The organism is Mesorhizobium sp. M1322 (genome assembly GCF_040318085.1).
Lineage (GTDB): Bacteria > Pseudomonadota > Alphaproteobacteria > Rhizobiales > Rhizobiaceae > Mesorhizobium.
The window spans coordinates 22,421-41,689 of the sequence record NZ_JAMYLP010000029.1; the positions used below are offsets into that span (position 1 = coordinate 22,421).

20 protein-coding genes are annotated in these 19,269 nt (G+C 61.9%); 9 read left to right on the top strand and 11 right to left on the bottom strand.

Annotation, left to right across the window (positions count from 1 at the left end; genetic code table 11):
* Positions 1–9: 9 nt before the first annotated feature.
* The 4 genes from NKH12_RS13485 to NKH12_RS13500 all read right to left on the bottom strand — a co-directional run bounded on the left by NKH12_RS13485 (position 10) and on the right by NKH12_RS13500 (position 4,286).
* Entirely contained in the window at positions 10–912 is a 903-nt protein-coding gene (locus NKH12_RS13485; protein WP_352953560.1) for an ABC transporter permease, read from the bottom strand.
* The gene (locus tag NKH12_RS13490; protein WP_352953600.1) at positions 912–1,871 is read right to left on the bottom strand and encodes an ABC transporter permease; all 960 of its coding nucleotides are present in this window, start codon (positions 1,869–1,871) and stop codon (positions 912–914) included. Before NKH12_RS13490 ends, NKH12_RS13485 begins: the two co-directional genes overlap by 1 nt.
* A gap of 80 nt (positions 1,872–1,951) precedes the next feature.
* Positions 1,952–3,532, bottom strand: a complete 1,581-nt coding sequence (locus NKH12_RS13495) for an ABC transporter substrate-binding protein (protein ID WP_352953561.1) — start codon at positions 3,530–3,532, stop codon at positions 1,952–1,954.
* A gap of 40 nt (positions 3,533–3,572) precedes the next feature.
* A complete protein-coding gene (locus tag NKH12_RS13500) occupies positions 3,573–4,286 on the bottom strand; it encodes a FadR/GntR family transcriptional regulator (RefSeq protein WP_352953562.1) in 714 nt (237 codons plus the stop codon).
* A 147-nt stretch (positions 4,287–4,433) separates the two neighbouring features.
* Here NKH12_RS13500 and NKH12_RS13505 point away from each other — a divergent pair, with 147 nt between their 5' ends.
* Genes NKH12_RS13505 through NKH12_RS13520 form a run of 4 tightly spaced genes read left to right on the top strand, consistent with a single transcriptional unit; the run spans position 4,434 to position 8,208 of the window.
* A complete protein-coding gene (locus NKH12_RS13505; protein ID WP_352953563.1) occupies positions 4,434–5,405 on the top strand; it encodes a Gfo/Idh/MocA family protein in 972 nt (323 codons plus the stop codon).
* Positions 5,402–6,397 (top strand): Gfo/Idh/MocA family protein, encoded by a 996-nt coding sequence (locus NKH12_RS13510; protein ID WP_352953564.1) that lies wholly within the window; start codon positions 5,402–5,404, stop codon positions 6,395–6,397. The genes NKH12_RS13505 and NKH12_RS13510 overlap by 4 nt, the downstream gene beginning before the upstream one ends.
* The gene (locus tag NKH12_RS13515; RefSeq protein ID WP_352953565.1) at positions 6,387–7,340 is read left to right on the top strand and encodes a dihydrodipicolinate synthase family protein; all 954 of its coding nucleotides are present in this window, start codon (positions 6,387–6,389) and stop codon (positions 7,338–7,340) included. Before NKH12_RS13510 ends, NKH12_RS13515 begins: the two co-directional genes overlap by 11 nt.
* Positions 7,341–7,383: 43 nt before the next feature.
* Positions 7,384–8,208, top strand: coding sequence for a TIGR01458 family HAD-type hydrolase (locus NKH12_RS13520; RefSeq protein ID WP_352953566.1), 825 nt, complete (start codon positions 7,384–7,386; stop codon positions 8,206–8,208).
* Positions 8,209–8,232: 24 nt separating this feature from the next.
* On the opposite strand, the gene NKH12_RS13525 is transcribed toward NKH12_RS13520, so the two are convergent.
* A complete protein-coding gene (locus NKH12_RS13525; RefSeq protein ID WP_352953567.1) occupies positions 8,233–9,765 on the bottom strand; it encodes an FAD-dependent oxidoreductase in 1,533 nt (510 codons plus the stop codon).
* Between the two features lie 282 nt (positions 9,766–10,047).
* Here NKH12_RS13525 and NKH12_RS13530 point away from each other — a divergent pair, with 282 nt between their 5' ends.
* On the top strand, positions 10,048–11,019 hold the full coding sequence (locus NKH12_RS13530) for an SDR family oxidoreductase (RefSeq protein ID WP_352953568.1): 972 nt from the start codon (positions 10,048–10,050) through the stop codon (positions 11,017–11,019).
* Positions 11,020–11,107: 88 nt separating this feature from the next.
* On the top strand, positions 11,108–12,820 hold the full coding sequence (locus NKH12_RS13535) for an HAD family hydrolase (protein WP_352953569.1): 1,713 nt from the start codon (positions 11,108–11,110) through the stop codon (positions 12,818–12,820).
* Between the two features lie 175 nt (positions 12,821–12,995).
* On the opposite strand, the gene NKH12_RS13540 is transcribed toward NKH12_RS13535, so the two are convergent.
* Positions 12,996–13,382 carry a TIGR02588 family protein gene (locus tag NKH12_RS13540; RefSeq protein WP_502910792.1) on the bottom strand — a complete coding sequence of 129 codons (387 nt, stop codon included), beginning with the start codon at positions 13,380–13,382 and terminating at the stop codon, positions 12,996–12,998.
* Between the two features lie 56 nt (positions 13,383–13,438).
* Positions 13,439–14,227: a TIGR02587 family membrane protein gene (locus NKH12_RS13545; protein WP_502910793.1), complete on the bottom strand. Its 789-nt coding sequence runs from the start codon at positions 14,225–14,227 to the stop codon at positions 13,439–13,441.
* Between the two features lie 362 nt (positions 14,228–14,589).
* Here NKH12_RS13545 and NKH12_RS13550 point away from each other — a divergent pair, with 362 nt between their 5' ends.
* Positions 14,590–15,033 (top strand): PPC domain-containing DNA-binding protein, encoded by a 444-nt coding sequence (locus tag NKH12_RS13550; protein ID WP_352953571.1) that lies wholly within the window; start codon positions 14,590–14,592, stop codon positions 15,031–15,033.
* A 48-nt stretch (positions 15,034–15,081) separates the two neighbouring features.
* Here the strand turns inward: NKH12_RS13550 and NKH12_RS13555 are convergent, their stop codons facing one another.
* From NKH12_RS13555 to NKH12_RS13565, 3 genes are all read right to left on the bottom strand, one after another.
* Complete coding sequence (locus NKH12_RS13555; protein ID WP_352953572.1) at positions 15,082–16,356, bottom strand: DUF763 domain-containing protein; 1,275 nt, start codon at positions 16,354–16,356, stop codon at positions 15,082–15,084.
* A gap of 150 nt (positions 16,357–16,506) precedes the next feature.
* Positions 16,507–16,944: a GFA family protein gene (locus NKH12_RS13560; protein WP_352953573.1), complete on the bottom strand. Its 438-nt coding sequence runs from the start codon at positions 16,942–16,944 to the stop codon at positions 16,507–16,509.
* Complete coding sequence (locus tag NKH12_RS13565; RefSeq protein WP_352953574.1) at positions 16,931–17,566, bottom strand: alpha-ketoglutarate-dependent dioxygenase AlkB; 636 nt, start codon at positions 17,564–17,566, stop codon at positions 16,931–16,933. Before NKH12_RS13565 ends, NKH12_RS13560 begins: the two co-directional genes overlap by 14 nt.
* A gap of 155 nt (positions 17,567–17,721) precedes the next feature.
* Here NKH12_RS13565 and NKH12_RS13570 point away from each other — a divergent pair, with 155 nt between their 5' ends.
* The gene (locus NKH12_RS13570) at positions 17,722–17,937 is read left to right on the top strand and encodes a KTSC domain-containing protein (RefSeq protein WP_352953575.1); all 216 of its coding nucleotides are present in this window, start codon (positions 17,722–17,724) and stop codon (positions 17,935–17,937) included.
* Positions 17,938–17,997: 60 nt separating this feature from the next.
* On the opposite strand, the gene NKH12_RS13575 is transcribed toward NKH12_RS13570, so the two are convergent.
* Positions 17,998–18,225: a hypothetical protein gene (locus tag NKH12_RS13575; protein ID WP_352953576.1), complete on the bottom strand. Its 228-nt coding sequence runs from the start codon at positions 18,223–18,225 to the stop codon at positions 17,998–18,000.
* Positions 18,226–18,397: 172 nt separating this feature from the next.
* Between NKH12_RS13575 and ku the strand changes: the two genes are divergently transcribed.
* Positions 18,398–19,267, top strand: a complete 870-nt coding sequence (gene ku, locus NKH12_RS13580) for a non-homologous end joining protein Ku (RefSeq protein WP_352953577.1) — start codon at positions 18,398–18,400, stop codon at positions 19,265–19,267.
* The last annotated feature ends 2 nt before the right edge of the window (positions 19,268–19,269 follow it).

Sequence of the window (19,269 nt, forward strand, 5' to 3'; positions counted from 1 at the left end):
ACCTTCAGGTCAGTTGAGATCGGAACGGGGGTCGAATGCATCGCGCAGGCCATCGCCGATAAAGTTGATGGCCAGGACGGTGAGCACGAGCACGGCGCCGGGAAACATCCATTGCCAGGGATATTGTTCGAGCACGACGGTGGAGCGGGCCAGATTGAGCATGTTGCCCCAGCTGGCTTCGGGCGGCGCGATGCCGAGGCCGAGGAAGGAAAGGCCGGCTTCGAGCAGGATGGCGTTGGCGATCTGCAGCGTGGCGTAGACGACAAGAATGTCGATGCAGTTCGGCAGGCCGTGACGGAACAGGAGGTGCGGCAGCCCCGCCCCCATGCCTCGGGCGGCGACGACGAAGTCACGCTCGCGCAGCTCGAGCAGCCGGGCGCGCACCATGCGCGACAGCACCGGCCATGAGAGCAGCGAGATCACCAGGATGGTCGGCGCAATGCCGGTGCCGGCAATCGAAGCGAGCACGAGCAGGAAGATCACCGGCGGCAGCGTCATTGCGAGGTCGACGAAGCGCATCACCGTGCCGTCGACGAGACGCCCGCCGAAGCTCGCTATGGCGCCGACCAGGAAGCCGATGACGATCGAGATGGCGACCGAGCAGACGGCGACCAGCAGCGAGATCCGCCCGCCTTGCATCAGCCTGGCCATGACGTCACGGCCAACGCCGTCGCTGCCTAGCCAATGAATGGCGGACGGTCCCTTGTTGATCGCCCTGAGATCGATGACGTTGGGGCTGAACGGCCACCATAAACGATAGGTCGAAACCGCCAGCAGGATAGGGATAACGATAAACAGACCGGCGCGCGCCGCACGATTTTCAAAGAAGCGGTCGAGCGCGCGGCGGAGCGGTCCTTTGATTTGCAGCACGGCTGTCGAGTCGACTATCGGATCTGGCGCGGTGATTGCCATCACGACACCTGAATGCGCGGGTCGACAACGGCATAGACGATGTCGGTCAGGAGATTGACCAGAATGACGCAGATGCCGATTACCAGAGTGGCGCCCATGATCACCGGGTAATCCCGTGTGCCTACCGCGTTGACCAGCAGCAGCCCCATACCCGGCCAGTTGAACACGCTTTCGAGGAAGATCGCGCCGCCGATCGCGATGCCGACCGTCGACCCGATCAGAGTGATAACCGGCAAAAGCGCATTGCGGGTCGCGTGCTTGATGATCACCCAGAATTCGCGCACTCCCTTGGCACGCGCGGTCCGCACATAGTCCTGGTTGAGCACTTCCAGCAGCGACACGCGCATGTAGCGCATGATCAACGCGGCGTGTCCGATGGACAGCAGGCAGGCGGGCAAGACGAGGTGCGCGAGCACGTCCGATACGGAAAAAGGTGCGCCGGCGGTCTGCATGCCGCCTGATGGCGCCCAACGCAGCAGCACCGAGAAAAAGTACAGCCCGAGAAGTGCCGTCAGAAAAGCCGGGCTGGAGATGCCGACGAAAGCAACCACCGACAGCATGATGTCGGGCAGCGCGTTACGGCGGACGGCGCTGAAGATGCCGGCGGAAATGCCGAGCACGACGGCGATGGCCAGGCCCGTGCCCATCAGCAGCGCGGTTGGGCCGATGCGCTCCATGACCAGCGGCAGCACGGCAACGCCGCTGCGCTGGATCGAATAGCCGAAGTCGCCGCTGAGCGCAGCGCGAAGCCAGGCGAGGTATTGCACGGGAAGCGGCTGATCGAGCCCAAGCCGGTCGCGCAGGACTTCGAGGTCGGAAGCAGACATCGGGCTGGACGGATTGATATACGCGTCGATCGGATCGCCGGGCGCCAGTCGCAAAAGGATGAAGATGAGGACGCTCAGAGCGACCAGCATCAACAGTCCTGTAGCGCTGCGGCGGGCAATGAAACTCAGCATTGGCTGTCCGTAGTGGGTGAGCGGAGCCGGCATCAGGCCGGCTCCTTGCAAGGCGGGCCTGGAGTGGCCCGCCAAGCGTTTTACTGGATGTCCCAGCGTTCTGGGTGAGCCGCATAAGGACCGCCGGCCGGCGCCGGCGTCCAGACAAAGTCACGCAGCTTGTTGGAGGCCACGCCATAGCGGTTGGCCACCCATAATGTGGCCCAGGGCACATCCTTGTTCATCACCTTGCAGACTTGCTGCCAGGATTGATCGATCTTGGCCGGATCGGTCTGGCCGAGCGCGGCGTCCAATGCAGCGCTCAAATCGTCGAACTCGATGCGCATGGTGTTGAAGCCTGCCGGCGGAATCTGGGACTTATTGAGACCCGGGCTGATGCCGGCCGGATTCGGACCGTTCTGTAGGCCGGCATAGACCATCGGAAACGCGTTCCAGTCCGGCGTACCTTCCTTGTAGACGATGCCGTTATAGGTCGGCGTATCGACGACGCGCGGCACCACATTGATCCCGACCTCGGCCAGCATCGATTGGATGGCGGCCATCACATTGGCCGCTTGCGGCGAGCCGTAGTAGGTCAGCAAGGTGATGGGTTTGTCGCCGTTGATCTTGTCCCAGCCCGCCTCGGCAAGCAGAGCCTTGGCCTTTGCCGGATCGTAGGCATAGGGTTCGAGGCCTTCGGGGAGCAGATGCGGCGCGACGTAGCCGCAGTTGGCCGGTTTGGCCGCGCCGCCATAGAGGCTCTCGATGATGGCATTGCGATCGATCGCGTACATGATCGCCTGGCGGACGCGAACATCCCTAAAGAGCTCGACCTTCTGGTTGAGGCCGATGTAGTTGACCACATAAGAAGCGCCCTCGATCACCTTGAAATTGCTGTCGCTCTTGAAGGATACCGCGTCGTCGGGCTCGACATAGGTGAACTGGATTTCGCCGGCGCGCAGCGCGGCAACGGCCGCCGCCGGGCTCTCGAAATAGCGGTTGATGAGCACATCGACCTTCGGCTTGCCGCCGCGATAGTCGTCATCCGCGGCCAGCTCGACATATTGATCGCTGACATAGCGATTGAATTTGAAGGGACCGGTGCCGACCGGCGTGGTGGACCACCAGGTGCTTGTGGCCAGCGTTTCTGGTGGCATCCCGGCCAGGGCATGCTCCGGCAGGATCATCACCTGCGAGAGAATGGACAGGAAGGAGCCGTTGGGCTTCGACAGTTTGACGACTACGGTGCGGTCGTCCGGCGCGTCGACCGACGCGATGTCGCCGAGACGCGCGGCAAACAAACTGCCGGATGCTTTGTTCCTGGCGAGTTCAAGCGTAAACTTGACGTCCTTGGATGTGAACGGCTTGCCGTCGTGCCAGCTCTCTTGGGCAAGGTTGAACGTATAGGTCAGCTGGTCGTCGCTGACCTTGTAGTCCTTGGCCAGATCGCCTTCGAGTTCGGTCAGATCGGCGTTGTAGATGACCAGCGGTTCAAAATAGGTGCTGAGCCAGGTAAAACCGCCGGTCGCAGCCAGCGGGTTGAAATTCTTGGGAAAGCCGCCGGGGCCGACGTCGAAGCCCCCGGTTATGGTCTTGTCGTCCTGTGCCTGGACGCTGGTGGCCAGGCCGCCGAGCAGCAGTCCGGTGATGGCCAGATGACGAGCGATAGTCTTGATGCGCATGGTTTCCTCCCTTGGCATTGTCAGGTAGTTCGGCGTTGGGTCAGGTGGTTCGGTTTTTGGCGATGACTTGCTGAATCCCCCTATAGTGGTCGTCGAGGCGTTCGCGCGCCCGGTCGACATCCTTGGCGGCGACGGCCTCGACAATCTCGTGATGGTCGCGCCACGTCGCCAGCGGTGTCGGATTGTCGAGGCTGGTGAAGTTCGAGGCCTTGTTGAACGCCACCCAGAAGATGTCGATCAGCGCACTCAGCATGTGATTGTTCTGGCAACGGAACAGCAGCTGATGGAATTGCTGGTCCTCTTCGGCAAAGCTCTCCTGGCGCTCGGCGCGCCGCCGCATGCTTTCGGTCAGCTGGCGCAGCGCGGCGATGTCTTCGGCGCTGATCATCTCGATGGTTTTGGCGATCAGGCCGGTTTCAAGGACGCGGCGGATCTCGCGCAGCTCTTCCACATCGCGCAACGAATCCTGCAGGCCATATGCCAAATTATCCAGCAAGGGCTTGAACGAGAATTCCTTGACGAACACGCCGATGCCGCGACGCGTCTCCAGAATGCCGATCGACTCCAGCGCCTTGATCGCTTCGCGCACCGAGTTGCGGCCGACGCCGAGCCGCTGCGCCAGGAAGGTCTCTGGAGGCAAGGGATCCCCCGCCTTGAGCTTGTTGCTCTGGATATAGGTCCTGAGGCTCTCCTGCACGCTGACGTGAAGCAGCGGCGGTCGGCTCAGCGGTTCGATCGACCTGGGTTCCGACATGGATTTGGGTTCCGAGATCGATTTGGGTTCCGACATTTTGCTCCCAGCGCCGCTGCAATTGCGCCCGATGGCACATTGCAAAACGGTCGATGCTTGTAGCATAGCGACTTGTAGGATATCCTGCAAGCGGGAGGATACGTCAACGAAATGAAGATGGTTCTGGCTGGCTCAAGCCATTGGCACGCCGAAATGCATCTCGACGCTGCACATTCTTGTGGCACTGAGATTGCCGGCATCTGGGATGAGGACGCGGAGCATGCGCGCGCCTTCGCGACGCGTCACCAATTGCCGTTCATTGCGGATTTTGCGGAAATCCTCTCCAGCCCGCCGGACGTGGTCCTGCTGATGGGACATCCTTCGACAGTACCGGCGCGGGCGCGGGTCGTCATCGAAGCCGGCATACCGCTGATCCTGGAAAAGCCGGCGGCGAGCAGCACCGGAGCGTTGGCCGGGCTGCGCGACCTGGCGAGGCAGCACCAGGCCTTTGTCAGTGTTCCCCTGCCCAACCGCTTTGGGCCGGCCGTCACTGCCTTTGAACGGCTGCGCCAGCAAGGCCGCGCCGGAGCGGTTGCGCATTGCCAGTTCCGGCTGGTCAATGGCCCGCCGCAGCGTTATGCGGCCGACGGCGTCGCCTGGGTGGTGGATCCGGCGATCGGTGGCGGCGGCGCGCTGAGGAACCTCGGCATACACGGCGTCAATGCCGCGCTCGGCCTGGCAACCGGCGGGCTTGGGCTGAAAGCCGTTTCGATCGAGAACCGCATTCACCGCGCCTCGGTCGAGGACCATGCGCTGCTTGTGCTGGAAGACGCTGCCGGAGCGCTATTCGTCGTCGAGGCAGGATACACTTTCGCGTCTATGCGCCCCGGCGGCGACTTCGAATGGCGCATCGTCAGTGAGAATGCGACCCTCATCGACTATGGAGACCGCGCCATCTGTGCGACGCTGGACGATGGCGCTATCGTCGACTTGCCGATCGAATTGCCGGCGACACGCTACCGGCTATGCATGAGCGACACGCTCGACCGGCTGGCCCGAAAAGCGCCGCCGGCGATTTCGATCGATGACTATGTTGCGGCGATGTCGCTGATCGACGCCGCGTATGAAAAGGCAGGACGATGATTGGAATAGGCATTATCGGAGCGGGCGATTTCGGCGCGGCCCATGCGAGGGCAATCAAGGAAGTGCACGGCCTGCAACTCGTCGCATCGTGCCGCGGCAATAACGACGCCCTCGCCGCCTTCACCAGCGAGCACGGTGGTCGCGGCTACACCGACTGGCGCAAGCTGCTGGACGACAAGGATGTCGACGCTGTCCTCATCGCCAGCCCTCACCATCTCCATGCCGAAATGGCGATCGGTGCAGCAAAGGCCGGCAAGCACGTCATGCTGGAAAAACCGATGGCGCCGACGGCGGCGGCCTGCGATGCGATCAACGCCGCCGTGGCCGCCGGTGGCGTCAAGCTGATGATCGCTCATCTCATGCATTTCGCCCTGCCCTGCATGGCAGCCCGGCAAATGCTGGAGGAAGGAGCGCTCGGCCGGCCGCTCATCGGATCGAGCTGGATCATTAAGCTCTGGATGGAGCACAATCGCCGCGTCTGGCATCTGCGCGAGACAACCGGCGGCGGCATGCTGTTGACGGCCGGCATTCATGCGCTCGACCGCCTGGTCTGGCTGATGGATGACGATGTCGTGTCGGTGAGCGCCATGCTCGGCGCCAAGTTCCATGACCAGGAAGCTGACGACACCGCCTTGCTCGGACTGCGCTTCGCCGGCGGCGGGCTCGGCCAGGTGCAGAGCGTCGGCTATCGCAATGGGGCGACCAGCTACGCCATGGACCTGGTCTGCGAGCAGGGAACGCTGCGCATCGACATGGACCGCGGCACGATGCTGGGGCGCGATACCACCTGGACCGACCTGCCCGGCTCGTTCGAGCCGAACTGGATGCATAACGCGCTGGTGCGCGAATGGACGGCAATGCGCGATGCGATTGCGGACGACAAGCCGGTGCCGGTCGACGGTGCCTATGGTCGCAAGATCATCGCCATCATCGAGGCCGCCTTTGCGTCGAACGAGACCCGGCGCGAGCACGAGATCGCCGGTGCGCGCTGAGCTCGACGATCACCTGAGCCACTTGCCTGCACACGCGCCGCGCGGCGTCTGGGGCGCGGTGATGCTGGCCATCGATGATCTCGGAGCAATCGACTGGCAGGCGACGGAAGAGACGATCGCACGGCTCTGTGCATCAGGTCTCGATGGCATCTATTCCAACGGCACGGCCGGCGAATTCCACTGCCAGACCGAACCCGAATTCGACCGTCTTAGCGACCTGGTGGCCGCGATAGCCGGCCGCGCGCGCCTGCCCTTCCAGATCGGCATCAGCCAGACCAATCCGCGCGTCGCGCGCGAGCGGCTGGTGCGCGTGTCGGCGCTTCGCCCGGCGGCGGTGCAATTCACCTTGCCCGACTGGTGGCCGCCCAGCGACGACGAGGTCATGCGCTTCGTCGGCGGTCTTTGCGAGACTGCGCCCGACATGCCGCTGGTGCTCTACAATCCACCGCACGCCAAGCGCCGTCTGACGCTCGAAGGCATCGCCAGGCTGCGTGCAGCCGTGCCGTCGCTGGTCGGCGCCAAGCTGCCGGGCGGCGACGCCAGCTGGTACGCCGACATGCGCCGCGAACTGCCGGGATTTTCGGTCTTCGTGCCCGGCCACACGCTGGCGGCGGGATTTGCCCAGGGCGCCCACGGCAGCTATTCCAATGTTGCCTGCCTCAACCCCAAGGGGGCGGTGATTTGGTGGCAGACGATCCGCACCAACATCGCAGCCGCTGCCGAGGTCGAGGCGCGCATCCAGGCCTTTCTCGCCAGCCACGTACTGCCTTTTCGCGCTCGCTACGATGTCAGCGATGCGGCGCTCGACAAGGCGATGGCCGCGGCCGGCGGCTGGGCCCCGCTTGGCCCGCGACTGCTCTGGCCTTACAGCTCGGTTCCCGACGAGGAGATCGCGACGCTGGCCGAAGCCGCACGCACGGCCTTCCCCGAATGGTGGCAGTGACCGTCGGTAAGGAACAACCATGGCCTTGTTCCGGATTTGACGCTTGGCGGACTCGTGGTCATGCTGGACCGATGACAAGGGGGGTGTACTGCTGGACCTCGCAGGCGTCTTCTATGATGGCGAGACCGCCATGCCAGGCGGGATCGACGCCGTCGCGCGTTTGCGCCAGGCCGGTCTGGCCGTACGCTTCGTAAGCAATACCACGCGCTCGTCGAAACAGAGGGTCCTCGAACGTCTGGAGGCGATGGGACTCACCGTTACCAAGGCAGATGTTCTCACGCCGGCGCACGCTGCTCGCGAATGGCTGCTTCGCAATGGCCGTGCGCCATACTTGTTGGTTCACCCCGGCCTTGCGCCGGATTTTTGCGAACTGCCGGATCGCGACGAGCGCGCCGTCATCGTCGGCGATGCCGGAGACGCCTTCACCTATGCGGCGTTGAATGACGCGTTCCGCGAGCTGAGCGCGGGGGCCGAATTGCTGGCCCTTGCCACCAACCGGACGTTTCGGGACGCTGACGGCGGGCTCAGCCTCGATGCAGGGCCATTCGTCGCGGCATTGGAATTTGCCTCCCTGAAGCGCGCAATCGTTCTTGGCAAGCCCTCGCCGGCATTCTTTCTGTCGGCGCTGGCAAGCATGGGCTGTCCGCCGGATCAGGCGATCATGGTTGGCGACGACGCCGAGGCCGATATAGCTGGCGCACTGCGGGCCGGACTTTCGGGCGCATTGCTGGTGCGGACAGGTAAATACCGGCAGGGCGATGAGAAACGGTTTGATCCGCGCCCGACCGCAACCGTCGCCGATCTCGCGGCGGCAACCGACTGGATCATTGCGCGCGAGCTCCAGTCAGGAAGCGCAATTGAATGCTGATCGCCACGGAAGGCGGGGCGCTCGCTAGGTCATTTGGCGCTCCATTTCCACCTCGGCCCCTAGACTTTCGATGTCGCGGAAGATCGAAGCGACAGCCAGCGTGCGCCCTTCGCGCTTGAAGCGGAGCAGGCAATCCTTGGCAATGATGTCTCCATCGACCACGATCTCGTCCCATTGCGCGGCATGGCCGACATAGTTGATGGGAACATCGTAATGCTGGCTCCAGAAGAACGGCACGGCGACGAATTTCTCGCGATGGCCGAGCATGTTGAGGGCCGCGGTTCGCCCCTGCCTCTCGGCAACCACCCAATGCTCGACCCGAATGCTCTCGCCACTGTGAGGATCTGGCCACCGCGCAATGTCGCCGGCCACGAAGATGCCTGGTGCGCTCGTCTCCAAAAAGGAGTTCACGACGACCCCGCGGTCAAGGATGAGCCCCGCCGTTTCGGCAAGCCCTATCCGCGGTCGCACGCCGATGCCGACGACGACGAAATCCGCCGCCAGCGTATCGCCACTGCTCAGTTTCACCTTGCTGCCGTCGATGCTGCTGGCGGTGTCCTCGAGATGGAACACGACACCATTCTCCTCATGGAGGGCGCGGATGAAATCGCCCATTTGCGGACCCAGGACCCGTTCCATGGGCCGTTTTTCCGGCGCCACGACATGAACTTCGATCTCGCGCGAGCGCAGGGCCGCGGCAACCTCCAGACCAATGAAACTGGCGCCAAGAACGATGGCTCGGCGCGCAGTTTTGGCTCGCGCGATGATCGCCTTGCAGTCTGCGAACGAGCGCAATGTGAGAACGTGTGGTTGGTCGGCGCCTTGTATAGTCAGGCGAACCGGTTCGGCTCCTGTCGCCAGGAGTAGCCTGTCGTAGGCAGTCCGGGCCCCGTCGGCGAGCACAACTTCGCCAGAACGTGCATCGATGCTGGCGACGTTCACATTGAGGCGCAGGTCGATATCGTTCTTCGAATAGAAGTTTTCTCCGCGGAGCGGAATCCAATCCTCCGGTGCTTTGCCGGCGAGGTAGTCCTTGGAAAGATTGGGCCGATCAACGGGCGGCGCTTCGTCGTTGCTGAGCATGACAATGCTACCTTGATACTGTTCGCGCCGCAGTTTTTCTGCCGCCGCGAAACCGGCTGCGCCGCCACCGACAATGACAATTTTCTCTGGAACCTGGCCGGAGCTTCCATTGCGCTGCTTCGGTGCCGTCCGTTTGCGCTTCTCGCGCACGAATATCCGATCATCGCGTTGTTCCACCGACCAGCAAGCGAGTGGACTGAAAGCAGGGGCGCGCAAGGCTTCGCCTGTCCGCAAATCGAAGCACGCGTGATGCCAGGGACACCGGACGGTGTCTTCCACCACAAGACCGTCGACGAGCGGCCCGCCATAATGTGTGCATGTCGCCCCGGTGGCGAAGACCTCGGTCCCGCTGCGCACCAGCAGCACCTGCTCATCGCGGCAATGGCCGAGGAGCTTTGCGCCATCGGCAAGGTCGGATAACGCGATGCCCGCGACCAGATCCGGCCCGTTTGGTTTGGTGTGACGTTCAGCCATGTTCCTCTCCCTTGGCGCGATCCGGTGACAAGATCGCCTGTACGGCCGAGAAGCGGGAAATCTTTAGGTCACCAGCCTCGGACTACCTTCTGCCTGGCTGGCGCGCCTTCAGGTTCTCGGACACCGCTCGTGCCCAAACGTGCGGCCGCGTCATTCGTTGCCAGTTGGGCAAGGCCCCGTTCGATTTCCTGGCGTTTGGATTCGCTACCGAAGGAATGACACCGTCGCGTAAACTTTTTCGCCGGACGTGCGTTGTCCCTTCTCCAAGCCAAGGAGACAGCCATGCAGATGAAATCGGAAACCGCCGGCGAGGCCGCCAAGCAACGCCACATCCAGCGCGGCATCGATGCCAAGGACAAATCGAAGGCTCACGGCAAGCAACAAGGCGCCATGCAGGCCGGAGCACGCAAATATCCCGAGCCGCCCTTTCCCGAACAGCACCAGCCGAAGCCCGGGCACGAATGGGCGATTGAGCCGGCGCCGCTCTATGACGCGCCATTCTATATCGGATCGAAAAAGCTAGAGGGCAAAGTGGCCGTCATCACCGGCGGCGATTCCGGCATCGGCCGAGCCGTGGCCGTGCTCTATGCGCGCGAAGGCGCCGATGTGGCGATCGTCTATCTGTCCGAGGATAAGGACGCCGAAGAGACGAAGAGGGCCGTCGAAGCCGAAGGCCGGCGCTGTATGCTGATAAAGGCCGACGTCAGCGAACGCGACCACTGCCACAATGCTGTGGCTGAGGTGGTGAAGGAATTTGGCCGGATCGACGTGCTGGTCAACAACGCCGCTTTCCAGATCCATTCCCGCGACTTCAGCGAACTGACCCAAGAGCATTTCGACACGACGCTGAAGACCAACCTTTACGGCTACTTCCACATGGCGCAGGAGGCCGTGCCGCATATGAAACCTGGTTCGGCGATCATCAACAGCGGCTCCGTAACCGGCATCGAGGGCTCGAAGCAACTGGTCGACTATTCAATGACCAAGGGCGGCATTCATGCCTTCACGCGCGCACTCTCCGGCAACCTTATCGAAAAGGGAATTCGGGTGAACTGCGTGGCGCCGGGCCCGGTGTGGACGCCGCTCAATCCGTCGGACAAGCAAGCCGGTGACGTTTCGAAATTTGGCGCAAACACGCCGATGAAACGGCCGGCGCAACCGGAGGAGATCGCGCCCGCCTATGTGTTCCTCGCCTCGCCGCACTGCTCGAGTTACATCACCGGCGAGATATTGCCGATCATTGGCGGCTACTGAGTGCTCGTCGCCCGTCCAGCTCGATCGTCGTGGGACCTCTCGCATGCGACGGCGGCAGCGGCGATCTCAGATATTAAATGGTCGACAGATGTATTTCATTGCCTTGGCGACAGACTATGACGGCACGCTGGCGCACGATGGGATCGTAGCTGAAAAGACGCTTGCAGCCCTCGAACGGTTCAAGGAAAGTGGCCGCAAGCTTATCCTCGTCACTGGCCGCGAACTGCCCGATCTCAAGCGGGTTTTTCCCGAGCTTGGCGTATTCGACAAGGTCGTCGCCGAAAATGGGGCGTTGATCTACACGCCTGCCAGCGAGGACGAACGTGCTATTTCCCCGGCGCCGGCGCCCAAGTTCGTCGCCAAGCTGAAGAAACGCGGCGTCAAGCCGCTTTCAGTCGGACGGTCGATCGTTGCGACCTGGGAACCGCACCAGGCAACGGTTCTCGAAGTCATCAAGGAACTCGGGCTTGAGCTGGAAATCATCTTCAACAAGGGCGCGGTGATGATCCTGCCGAGCGGTATCAACAAGGCAACCGGGCTTGCCGCCGCACTTGAGGACCTCAAGCTGTCGCCACACAATGTGGTCGGTATTGGCGATGCTGAAAACGACCATGCGTTCCTGCAGGCCTGCGGCTGCAGCGTCGCCGTCGAGAATGCACTTGCGGCGGTTAAGGACACAGCGGATCTCGTAACGCGCGGCGCGCGTGGAAAAGGCGTCGAGGAACTGATCGAAAAACTGATAAAGCGTGATCGGGAATTTGTCCGAAAACGCCGTGACGCCATCCTTCTCGGCTCGGTCGGCAGCGACGAAGTCTATCTGACGCCGACCGATACGGTTCTGATCGCCGGAAGCTCCGGCATCGGCAAATCCACCTTGGCCACCGCATTGACGGAACGCTTCGTCGAGCACGGATTTCAGTTCTGCGTTTTCGACCCGGAGGGCGACTACGATGGGCTCGAAGGCGCCGTCCGGATAGGCGACGGCTCAAGCGAACCGACAAAGGCACAAGTGCTCGACCTGATCGAAAAGCCCGACACGAATGTGGTCGTCAATGGACTGGCGTTGCGGGTCAATGAGCGACCAGACTTCTTTGCCGATCTGCTCCCCGGTCTTGGCAGTATCCGCTACCGTACGGCGAGGCCACATTGGCTGGTCATCGATGAGGCGCATCATCTTCTGCCCAAGAGGCGCGACGACACCCGCGCCATTCTATCGTTGGAATTGCCAGGCACTGTCCTGATCACCGTTCATCCGGAAGCGATCTCGACCGACGCCCTGCGTCTGGTCACTGCCGTTATTGCGCTCGGGCCCAAGGCCAAAGATGTCATCAAGGCCTTTTGTCAGGAGACGGACACCAAGCCGCCAAAGGATATTCCCTCGCCAGAAGGCGAGCGGGTGCTGTTCTGGCGGCCGCAAGCCCGCAAGAAAATTGCCATGGTCAAAGCGATCGAGCCGCGTCAGTCGCTCAAGCGTCACAGCCGCAAATATGCGGAGGGTCAACTCGACGAGGCCGGCAGCTTCTATTTCAGAGGTCCCGACAACGCGATGAACCTGCGGGCCCACAACCTGATGATCTTCGCTCAGATCGCCGAGGGCATCGACGACAGGACCTGGGAGCATCACCTGCGCGCCGGCGACTATTCCGAATGGTTTCGCCGACAGATCAGGGACAAGGAGCTGGCGCGCGAGACCGCCGAGGCGGAAAAGGACGAAATGCTCTCGGCGCAGGAAAGCCGCAAGCACGTTCTGGATGCGGTACGTCGCCGTTATACGGCTCCTGCCACCGCCCCGGAGGAATAGGGAGCGAAAGGATCGCCCATGCACATTATCCTCGAAGGCACGGGCCATGTTGATTCTGCTGCAGCGATGTCGCTTTTACAGCATCCATGTCGCTTTTACAGCAGGGCGAAGCAGTGGCCGGGTTGACCGCGTCATCCATGCCGAGTTCCATCTCATCGGTGGTGTTTCCGACTGGTCAGGGTTCGCTGTATCCACTAGCAAAGAGGCGCAGGTCATAGGCCTCGGGATCACGACGAAAGATCAACGCGCCCTTCCGTTGGGATTCCTGTGGGACATAGTCGAGCGTAGCGCTGCTTTCCTCGACGACCTCATCGCCATTGCGGAGTTCACCTTTGATTTCGACAGCAGCAACTGATTTCCCCGCTCTGTTTGCGGCAGCGAACTCGACCACGTAGCCGCCCTCGGTGGCCGCGACCGCGAGCGGCAGCACAACAATCCGGGCGGTCCCATCGCGCTCGCTCAAGCCATCAACGACAAGATAGCTGAGCACGGCAAGCAGGGCTACGGAGCTTATCCCCGCCACGACCCATTCCGTGACCGAAGTCCCGGGTTTGCGTGTCATTCTTTTGTTGTCGGACGGCTGCTTCTGTTGCTTGTCGCCTTTTGCGGGGTTCTTTGTCACAGAATGAGCCTCGCAACCGCCGCCCCGAGCGCGCCGGGAAACGACAGAACCACCACTGCACTGAGTGTTTCCGAAAAGCCGGCGCCATCGGTCCTGCCGAAGGTCCACAGGATATAAAGGTTCACAAGCATCACCAGGACATAGCCGACGATCGCATAGCGAAAGAAAATGCTGGCGAATCCAGCGCCTGGTTCGGGACTGTGCGAGCCGCGGAATTCGAACTCATAGACGAAGGCGTGCATGAGAGCGAGGGTGACCACGACCAGAGCGATTTCCTGCCAGGGGTGCATCTTGTAAGCGATGAGGACGACCTCCTCCGTTGGCGCGATGTTCACCGATAGAAACAGCGCTCCGACCACCATCAGGAACAGCTCTCCGGTGTAGCCGGGCTCGGGAATGTCCTCCTCCTCCAACGAACTCGGGCCAAGCTGAGCGCGTGCCAAAGATGCTCCGAGACTGCCTGGGACAACCTGCACCGCTATTTTGCCAATCACCTCCCGTAGCGGCATTTCGACGGTCACGATGCCGAAAATAAAAAACACCGCAGTAGCCGCCACAGCGGCCACAAGTATGGCCACAAAAGCATCGGCGATGCGGTCGCGGAGCGCCACCGTCTGGCGAAAGCCTCCGTACTTGTGCAGCAGCACCAGCATTGGCAAAGTGACAGCGAGGAACAGGGCGAGCCGCAGTGGGTGAAGGTGAAAGCCCAGCGCCCAAGCTTCCATGGTCATCAGTACCGGGACGGCGAAGATCAACGCTCCGGCAAAGGCACGGCCAAGACCAATCCAGAACTTACGCGGCGTCAGCGCATGCCTGACGATGATTTCACTTGGCGTCACGTCCGCTCCCTGAGATAGCCTGCGGGGAACAATGTTTCCTGCGCGATCTTGTTCCGAAGGCGCATCGAGGAAGCATGGACGCGCCCAGGCATGAAAACACTCCGTGTAAGCGCTCGGCCGAACTGAATATCGCAGCGGTGCGGAACGATTTCGGACCAGGCGATCGCGACAGGGACAGCTCTGGATTCGAACTTCGGCTTCAGGAGTTCCAAACCAACCCACCCCTTCGGAACTCACGGGCCAGCTTTCCGTTCAAACCCGATCGAACAGGAAACCGGCAAAGCCGACACAGCGTCTGGAGTGAAGTCATGAAATCGCAGCTCGTCGCCGAAAGCGCCGGACAAAGGACGTTCGTGGTGGTGCTTGATCCCGGCGAGGAAGCGTTCGCGGCGCTTACCTCTTTCGCAGTCGATCAGGACATTGGCGGCGCCTCGCTGACCGCGCTCGGCGCCTTCGAAACGGCGACCGTCGGCTGGTTCGACTTTGGGGAAAAGACTTTTCGCAAAATCCCGGTCCGCGAACAGTGCGAGGTGCTCAGCGTGATCGGCGATGTCGCGATCGGCGACGACGGCAAGCCCAGCCTTCACATCCACGCGGTGCTCGGATTGCGCGACGGCACGACTCGGGGCGGACATCTGCTCGAAGGCATTGTTCGGCCGACACTCGAAGTCACATTGGTGGAAGCGCCTGGCCACCTGCGCCGCAGGAAACGTCCGGAACTCGGCATCGCCTTGATCGATCTGGGTGCCTGAGGCCGAACACGGATCAGGCCAGGTCCGCTGAATTGCGATCCGGGCCGATTATCCCTTTTGTTTGATTTGCTCGACGCCCGCGGGGGCCTCGGGTGCGGCCTCCCAGCCGAACACGCTGCGACCGCCGAGCAGATGCGACTGATCGAACTCTCCGGCAACGATTTCCTTCAAGCTGGGGCCTGTGACATAGCGTTCGACCTGCCGTGACTGGTCGTCCAGCCGCTTCAAGGCACCGATTTCTTCGTCGCGGCCAAGTTTGGCCTTGTGAACGGCGGACTTCAGCACGCCGATCGTCTCGTCATAGACCTTCAGCGGCACAGGGAATGGGTGCCTGTCCTTGCCGCCATGCGCCAGCGAGAAGCGGCCGGGATCGGAAAAACGGCATGGCGCGCCATGCAAAACCTCGGCAACCAGCGCCAGCGCCCGCACCGTGCGCGCCCCAACGCCGGGGACCAGGAGAAGTTCGGAGAAATCGGCCGGGCCACGCTCGGCAGCCGCCGCCATGTTGCCATGAAGGCGGCGCATGATGACATCGCTTTCGCGGACATCGTGGTGCGCCGGCATGACCAGGTGTGGCAGCATCGGCTGGGCGGGCATCGGTTCTGCAGCCACGTCACGCTCGAGAGCGGCAAACTCCCTCAGAATGCGATCCGGTCCGAGGTCCTGCAGCAGTTCCAACTGTCCCTTGCGCGAGGCGTCGGCGCGGCGGTCGGTCAGGTTGACGATCTCGCCCTGGTTGGCGCCCTCGATGGCGGCATGCGGCTGGTCGACGAAGCTCTTCAGGCCTTCGGACAGCCAGTGATAGCGGCGCGCCACCCTGTTGTCGCCGTTCATACCCTGCTGCACCACGACCCAGTCGCCATCATCGGTGACGATGAAGCCATGCAGATAGAGGTCGAAGCCGTCCTGGACGGCGGCGCTGTCAACCTTGGCGACGAGCCGGCTGGCAGTTGCCAGGCCTGTTCCGTCGAAGCCGACGCGCTCGCCGATGGCGGCAAGCTCGTGCGGGGTCTTGCGTGAATGCGCGCCGCGGCCACCGCACACGTGAATGCCGAGTTCGCCGGAAAGCGGAGCCAAACCCCGTTTCAGGGCGCCGATGACGCTGGTCGTAATGCCGGAAGAATGCCAGTCCATTCCCATGACGGCGCCAAACGACTGGAACCAGAAAGGATGCGCCAACCGGCGCAGCAGCTCCTCGCGGCCGTAATGGTGAATGATCGCCTCGCACATCACCGCGCCAAGGCGCGTCATACGGTCGCCAAGCCATTTCGGCACGCGTCCGCCATGAAGTGGAAGGTCTGCGCTTCCCGATCGTTGTGCCAAATTCTTGCTGCCCGTTGCCGACAATGCCTGCGCTCAACAGATAGGTATCGAAAGCGGCGTGAAGAAGCGATGATGCCGGTTCGTTTGGATTACCGAACTGATCGCAATTCAATTCAGCTTGGGCGGGTTCCATTGGCGGCGTTTTGCCGGTTACCGATCGGTCGGATTTCCGACTGCCGGATCGCGCCGTCTTGAGTATCTTCCCACACGCGGCAGATCGTCACGAAATTCCACCCACGGCAGCTTCATGTCCCAATAGGCGTGAGCCTGCGGCGCAAAGCGTTCGGGACGGTCGAAGAAGCCGATCGTCACATAGAGTTCTTCGGGAAGCCCCTGGTCGAGATAGGTTATGGATGTCCCGCAATCGGCGCAGAAACTGCGGAGCACGCCTCGGATCCTTGAGAACGTCTTCGGCGCGCCGGTCAGCAATCTGAATTGGGCCGGTCGATAGCCGACCCAGACCGTCAGCGGGCTCCCTATGGCCTTGCGGCAATCGTCGTCGTGATCGGAGCAAATCCAAAACGGGTCGCCATGCATCTCAGCCGTTATCGAACCGCAAAAACAGGAGCCGGTCTCAATTCTGGTCATCGAACCACCACTTCTGAGCGACGTTGCGGTGCAGGGTCCGCAAGGTGATCGAATAGCGGTGCGCGGCAACCGGCGGGATGCTGTGCTCCCATTCGGTGCGCGCCGGACCCGTCATGATGTAAATCGATCTTGGCTCGACGATGATGGTCTCGCGGTCCCATCTCGTGCCGTTTTTCCGGCGGAGCCGAAAGCTGCATGGCGCAAGCAGGGAAACGCCGGCCACGGCATCGAAATGCGGCTTGTCGCGATGCCAGCCGATACCCGCGCCGGGCCGGTACTCGTTGATCAAAACCTGAGCGAAAGCATCGGCGGGCAGCCGCGCAAAGGCCGCCACCTTCTCCCTGAGCGGCATCAGGAAAGCAGGGATCGCCTGTGCCTCGACGACTTTGCGTTGGTCAAAATCGTAGCGCAGGCCAAAACCGGCGACGCGCCGGTTTGCGAGATGGCCATGAAAGTCGAAAGGCTGGAAGACGAGACTTTCGAGCTGCCGCACCAGCTCGGCCTCTTCCTCGGCTGTGATCAGCTCTGGCTGGTAGTGAAATCCTTCGGGCAGATCGTTGGGCGCACGAAATAGGTCGCCTTGGCCAGCGAATTCCGGCTGCTTGGTTTTGAGCGATGGCATCAACCCTAATTGGTGAAGCCGGCCGGCGGCGGCAAGACCTTGAAGGCGTCGAGCCGGCTTGATCATCGCCCCATATCTTTGCACGGGACGGAACCTGGCATGCCGGGGCGGGTTATTGCCCAGACGCGTCGAGTGTTGGGGTCGAGTGTTGGGAAATGCCTTCAGCTGCTATCCAACGTATGAATTACGATCCGGCGACGAGGACCCTCTCCGTATGGTTCGTCCCAAGCGGAAATCGCTACGATTACCACGACGTGCCGCCGCAGACCTACGCTGCATTCCGCAAAGCCTCGTCAAAAGGCCGGTTCTTCAACGCGTTCATTCGAGACCGGTATAGCTATCATCTGGTCGAGCAGAGCCAGTCGGGGTGACCACCTCGTGCCCTTGCCGCTCGTATTGCATCCGGAGAATCCGGTCGGCCGGCCGATCCCTCATTGCGCCGGCGGCGTACCGGGTTGATCGCCGCCTGTGGTCGTCTTCGGCGTCGGATCCTTGTCGACCTCGGGATTTTGGTCGACGGTGTTGGTGTTGCTCTGTGTCGGTTCAGTGCTGCTGGTGCTGTCCTGTGTCGGTTCGGCCTCGTTGCTGCAGCCCGCTAAAGCCAGAGCTGCAACCAGAGCCGACAAAAACGACAGTCTCGTCAATGATAGTCTCGTCATGGCCAACCGCTCCCTTCCTGCTCGACAACGGTGGGTCGTGAATTTGGTTGCAGCGGAACGGTTGTCTGGTTGATCAGGACCTTCTCATCGCCGTGAAGGTGCCAGGGAACAAATCCGCGCACCGCCACGTTGCATTTCCAGTGCAAACGCTTGTGACAGTGAGGCTGTTGTCTTGGCGCCGAGAGCAAATTGGAAGGGCTTCCTGAAAATTGGAGAACTTAGCTGCCCGGTGGCGCTCTATACGGCAGCTTCCGCCTCAGAGCGGATCGCCTTCCACACGATTAACCGCGCCACGGGCCATAGGGTGCATCGCGCATTCGTCGACAGCGATAGCGGCAAACCCGTCGAGAAGGACGATCAGGTCAAAGGCTATGGGATCAGCTCGGGTGAGTATGTCGTGCTCGAACCCGATGAGGTCGCAGCCGCCGTCCCCGAGAGCGACAAGACGCTGTCGGTCTCGGCCTTCATCGGCTGTTCCGATGTCGACGATGTGTATTTCGACAAGCCATATTACCTCGCCCCGCCGGACAAACACGCGGAAGAGGCATTCGGGCTGATCCGCGAAGGCATGCGCAGGAAGAAAGTCGCTGGGATCGCCCAGACCGTCCTGTTTCGGCGCGTCCGGACCCTGCTCATCCGCGCCTATGACGAAGGCCTGGTCGCAACGACGCTGAACTTCGACTACGAGGTGCGCTCGGCAGAGGAAGCCTTCGACAACATTCCCGATATGAAGATCGAGGGTGAGATGCTCGATCTGGCCGAACACATCATCAAGACCAAGAAGGGCAAATTCGATCCAACCAAATTCGACGACCGATATGAGGCGGCGCTTGCCGAGCTTGTGAAGGCAAAGCTCGAAGGCAAGAAGATCGCCGTTCCGAAGCCGGCCAAGCGGGAGAAGGTCGTCGATCTTATGGATGCGCTGCGCCAGAGTGCCGGCGTTGGCGGCAAGCAGCCCTCGACAAGAAAGCCCGCGGCAAAGTCAAAGCCGGAGCGCCATGCGAAGGCGAAGCAGACGGCGCCGCGTCGGAAGGCCGGCTGACC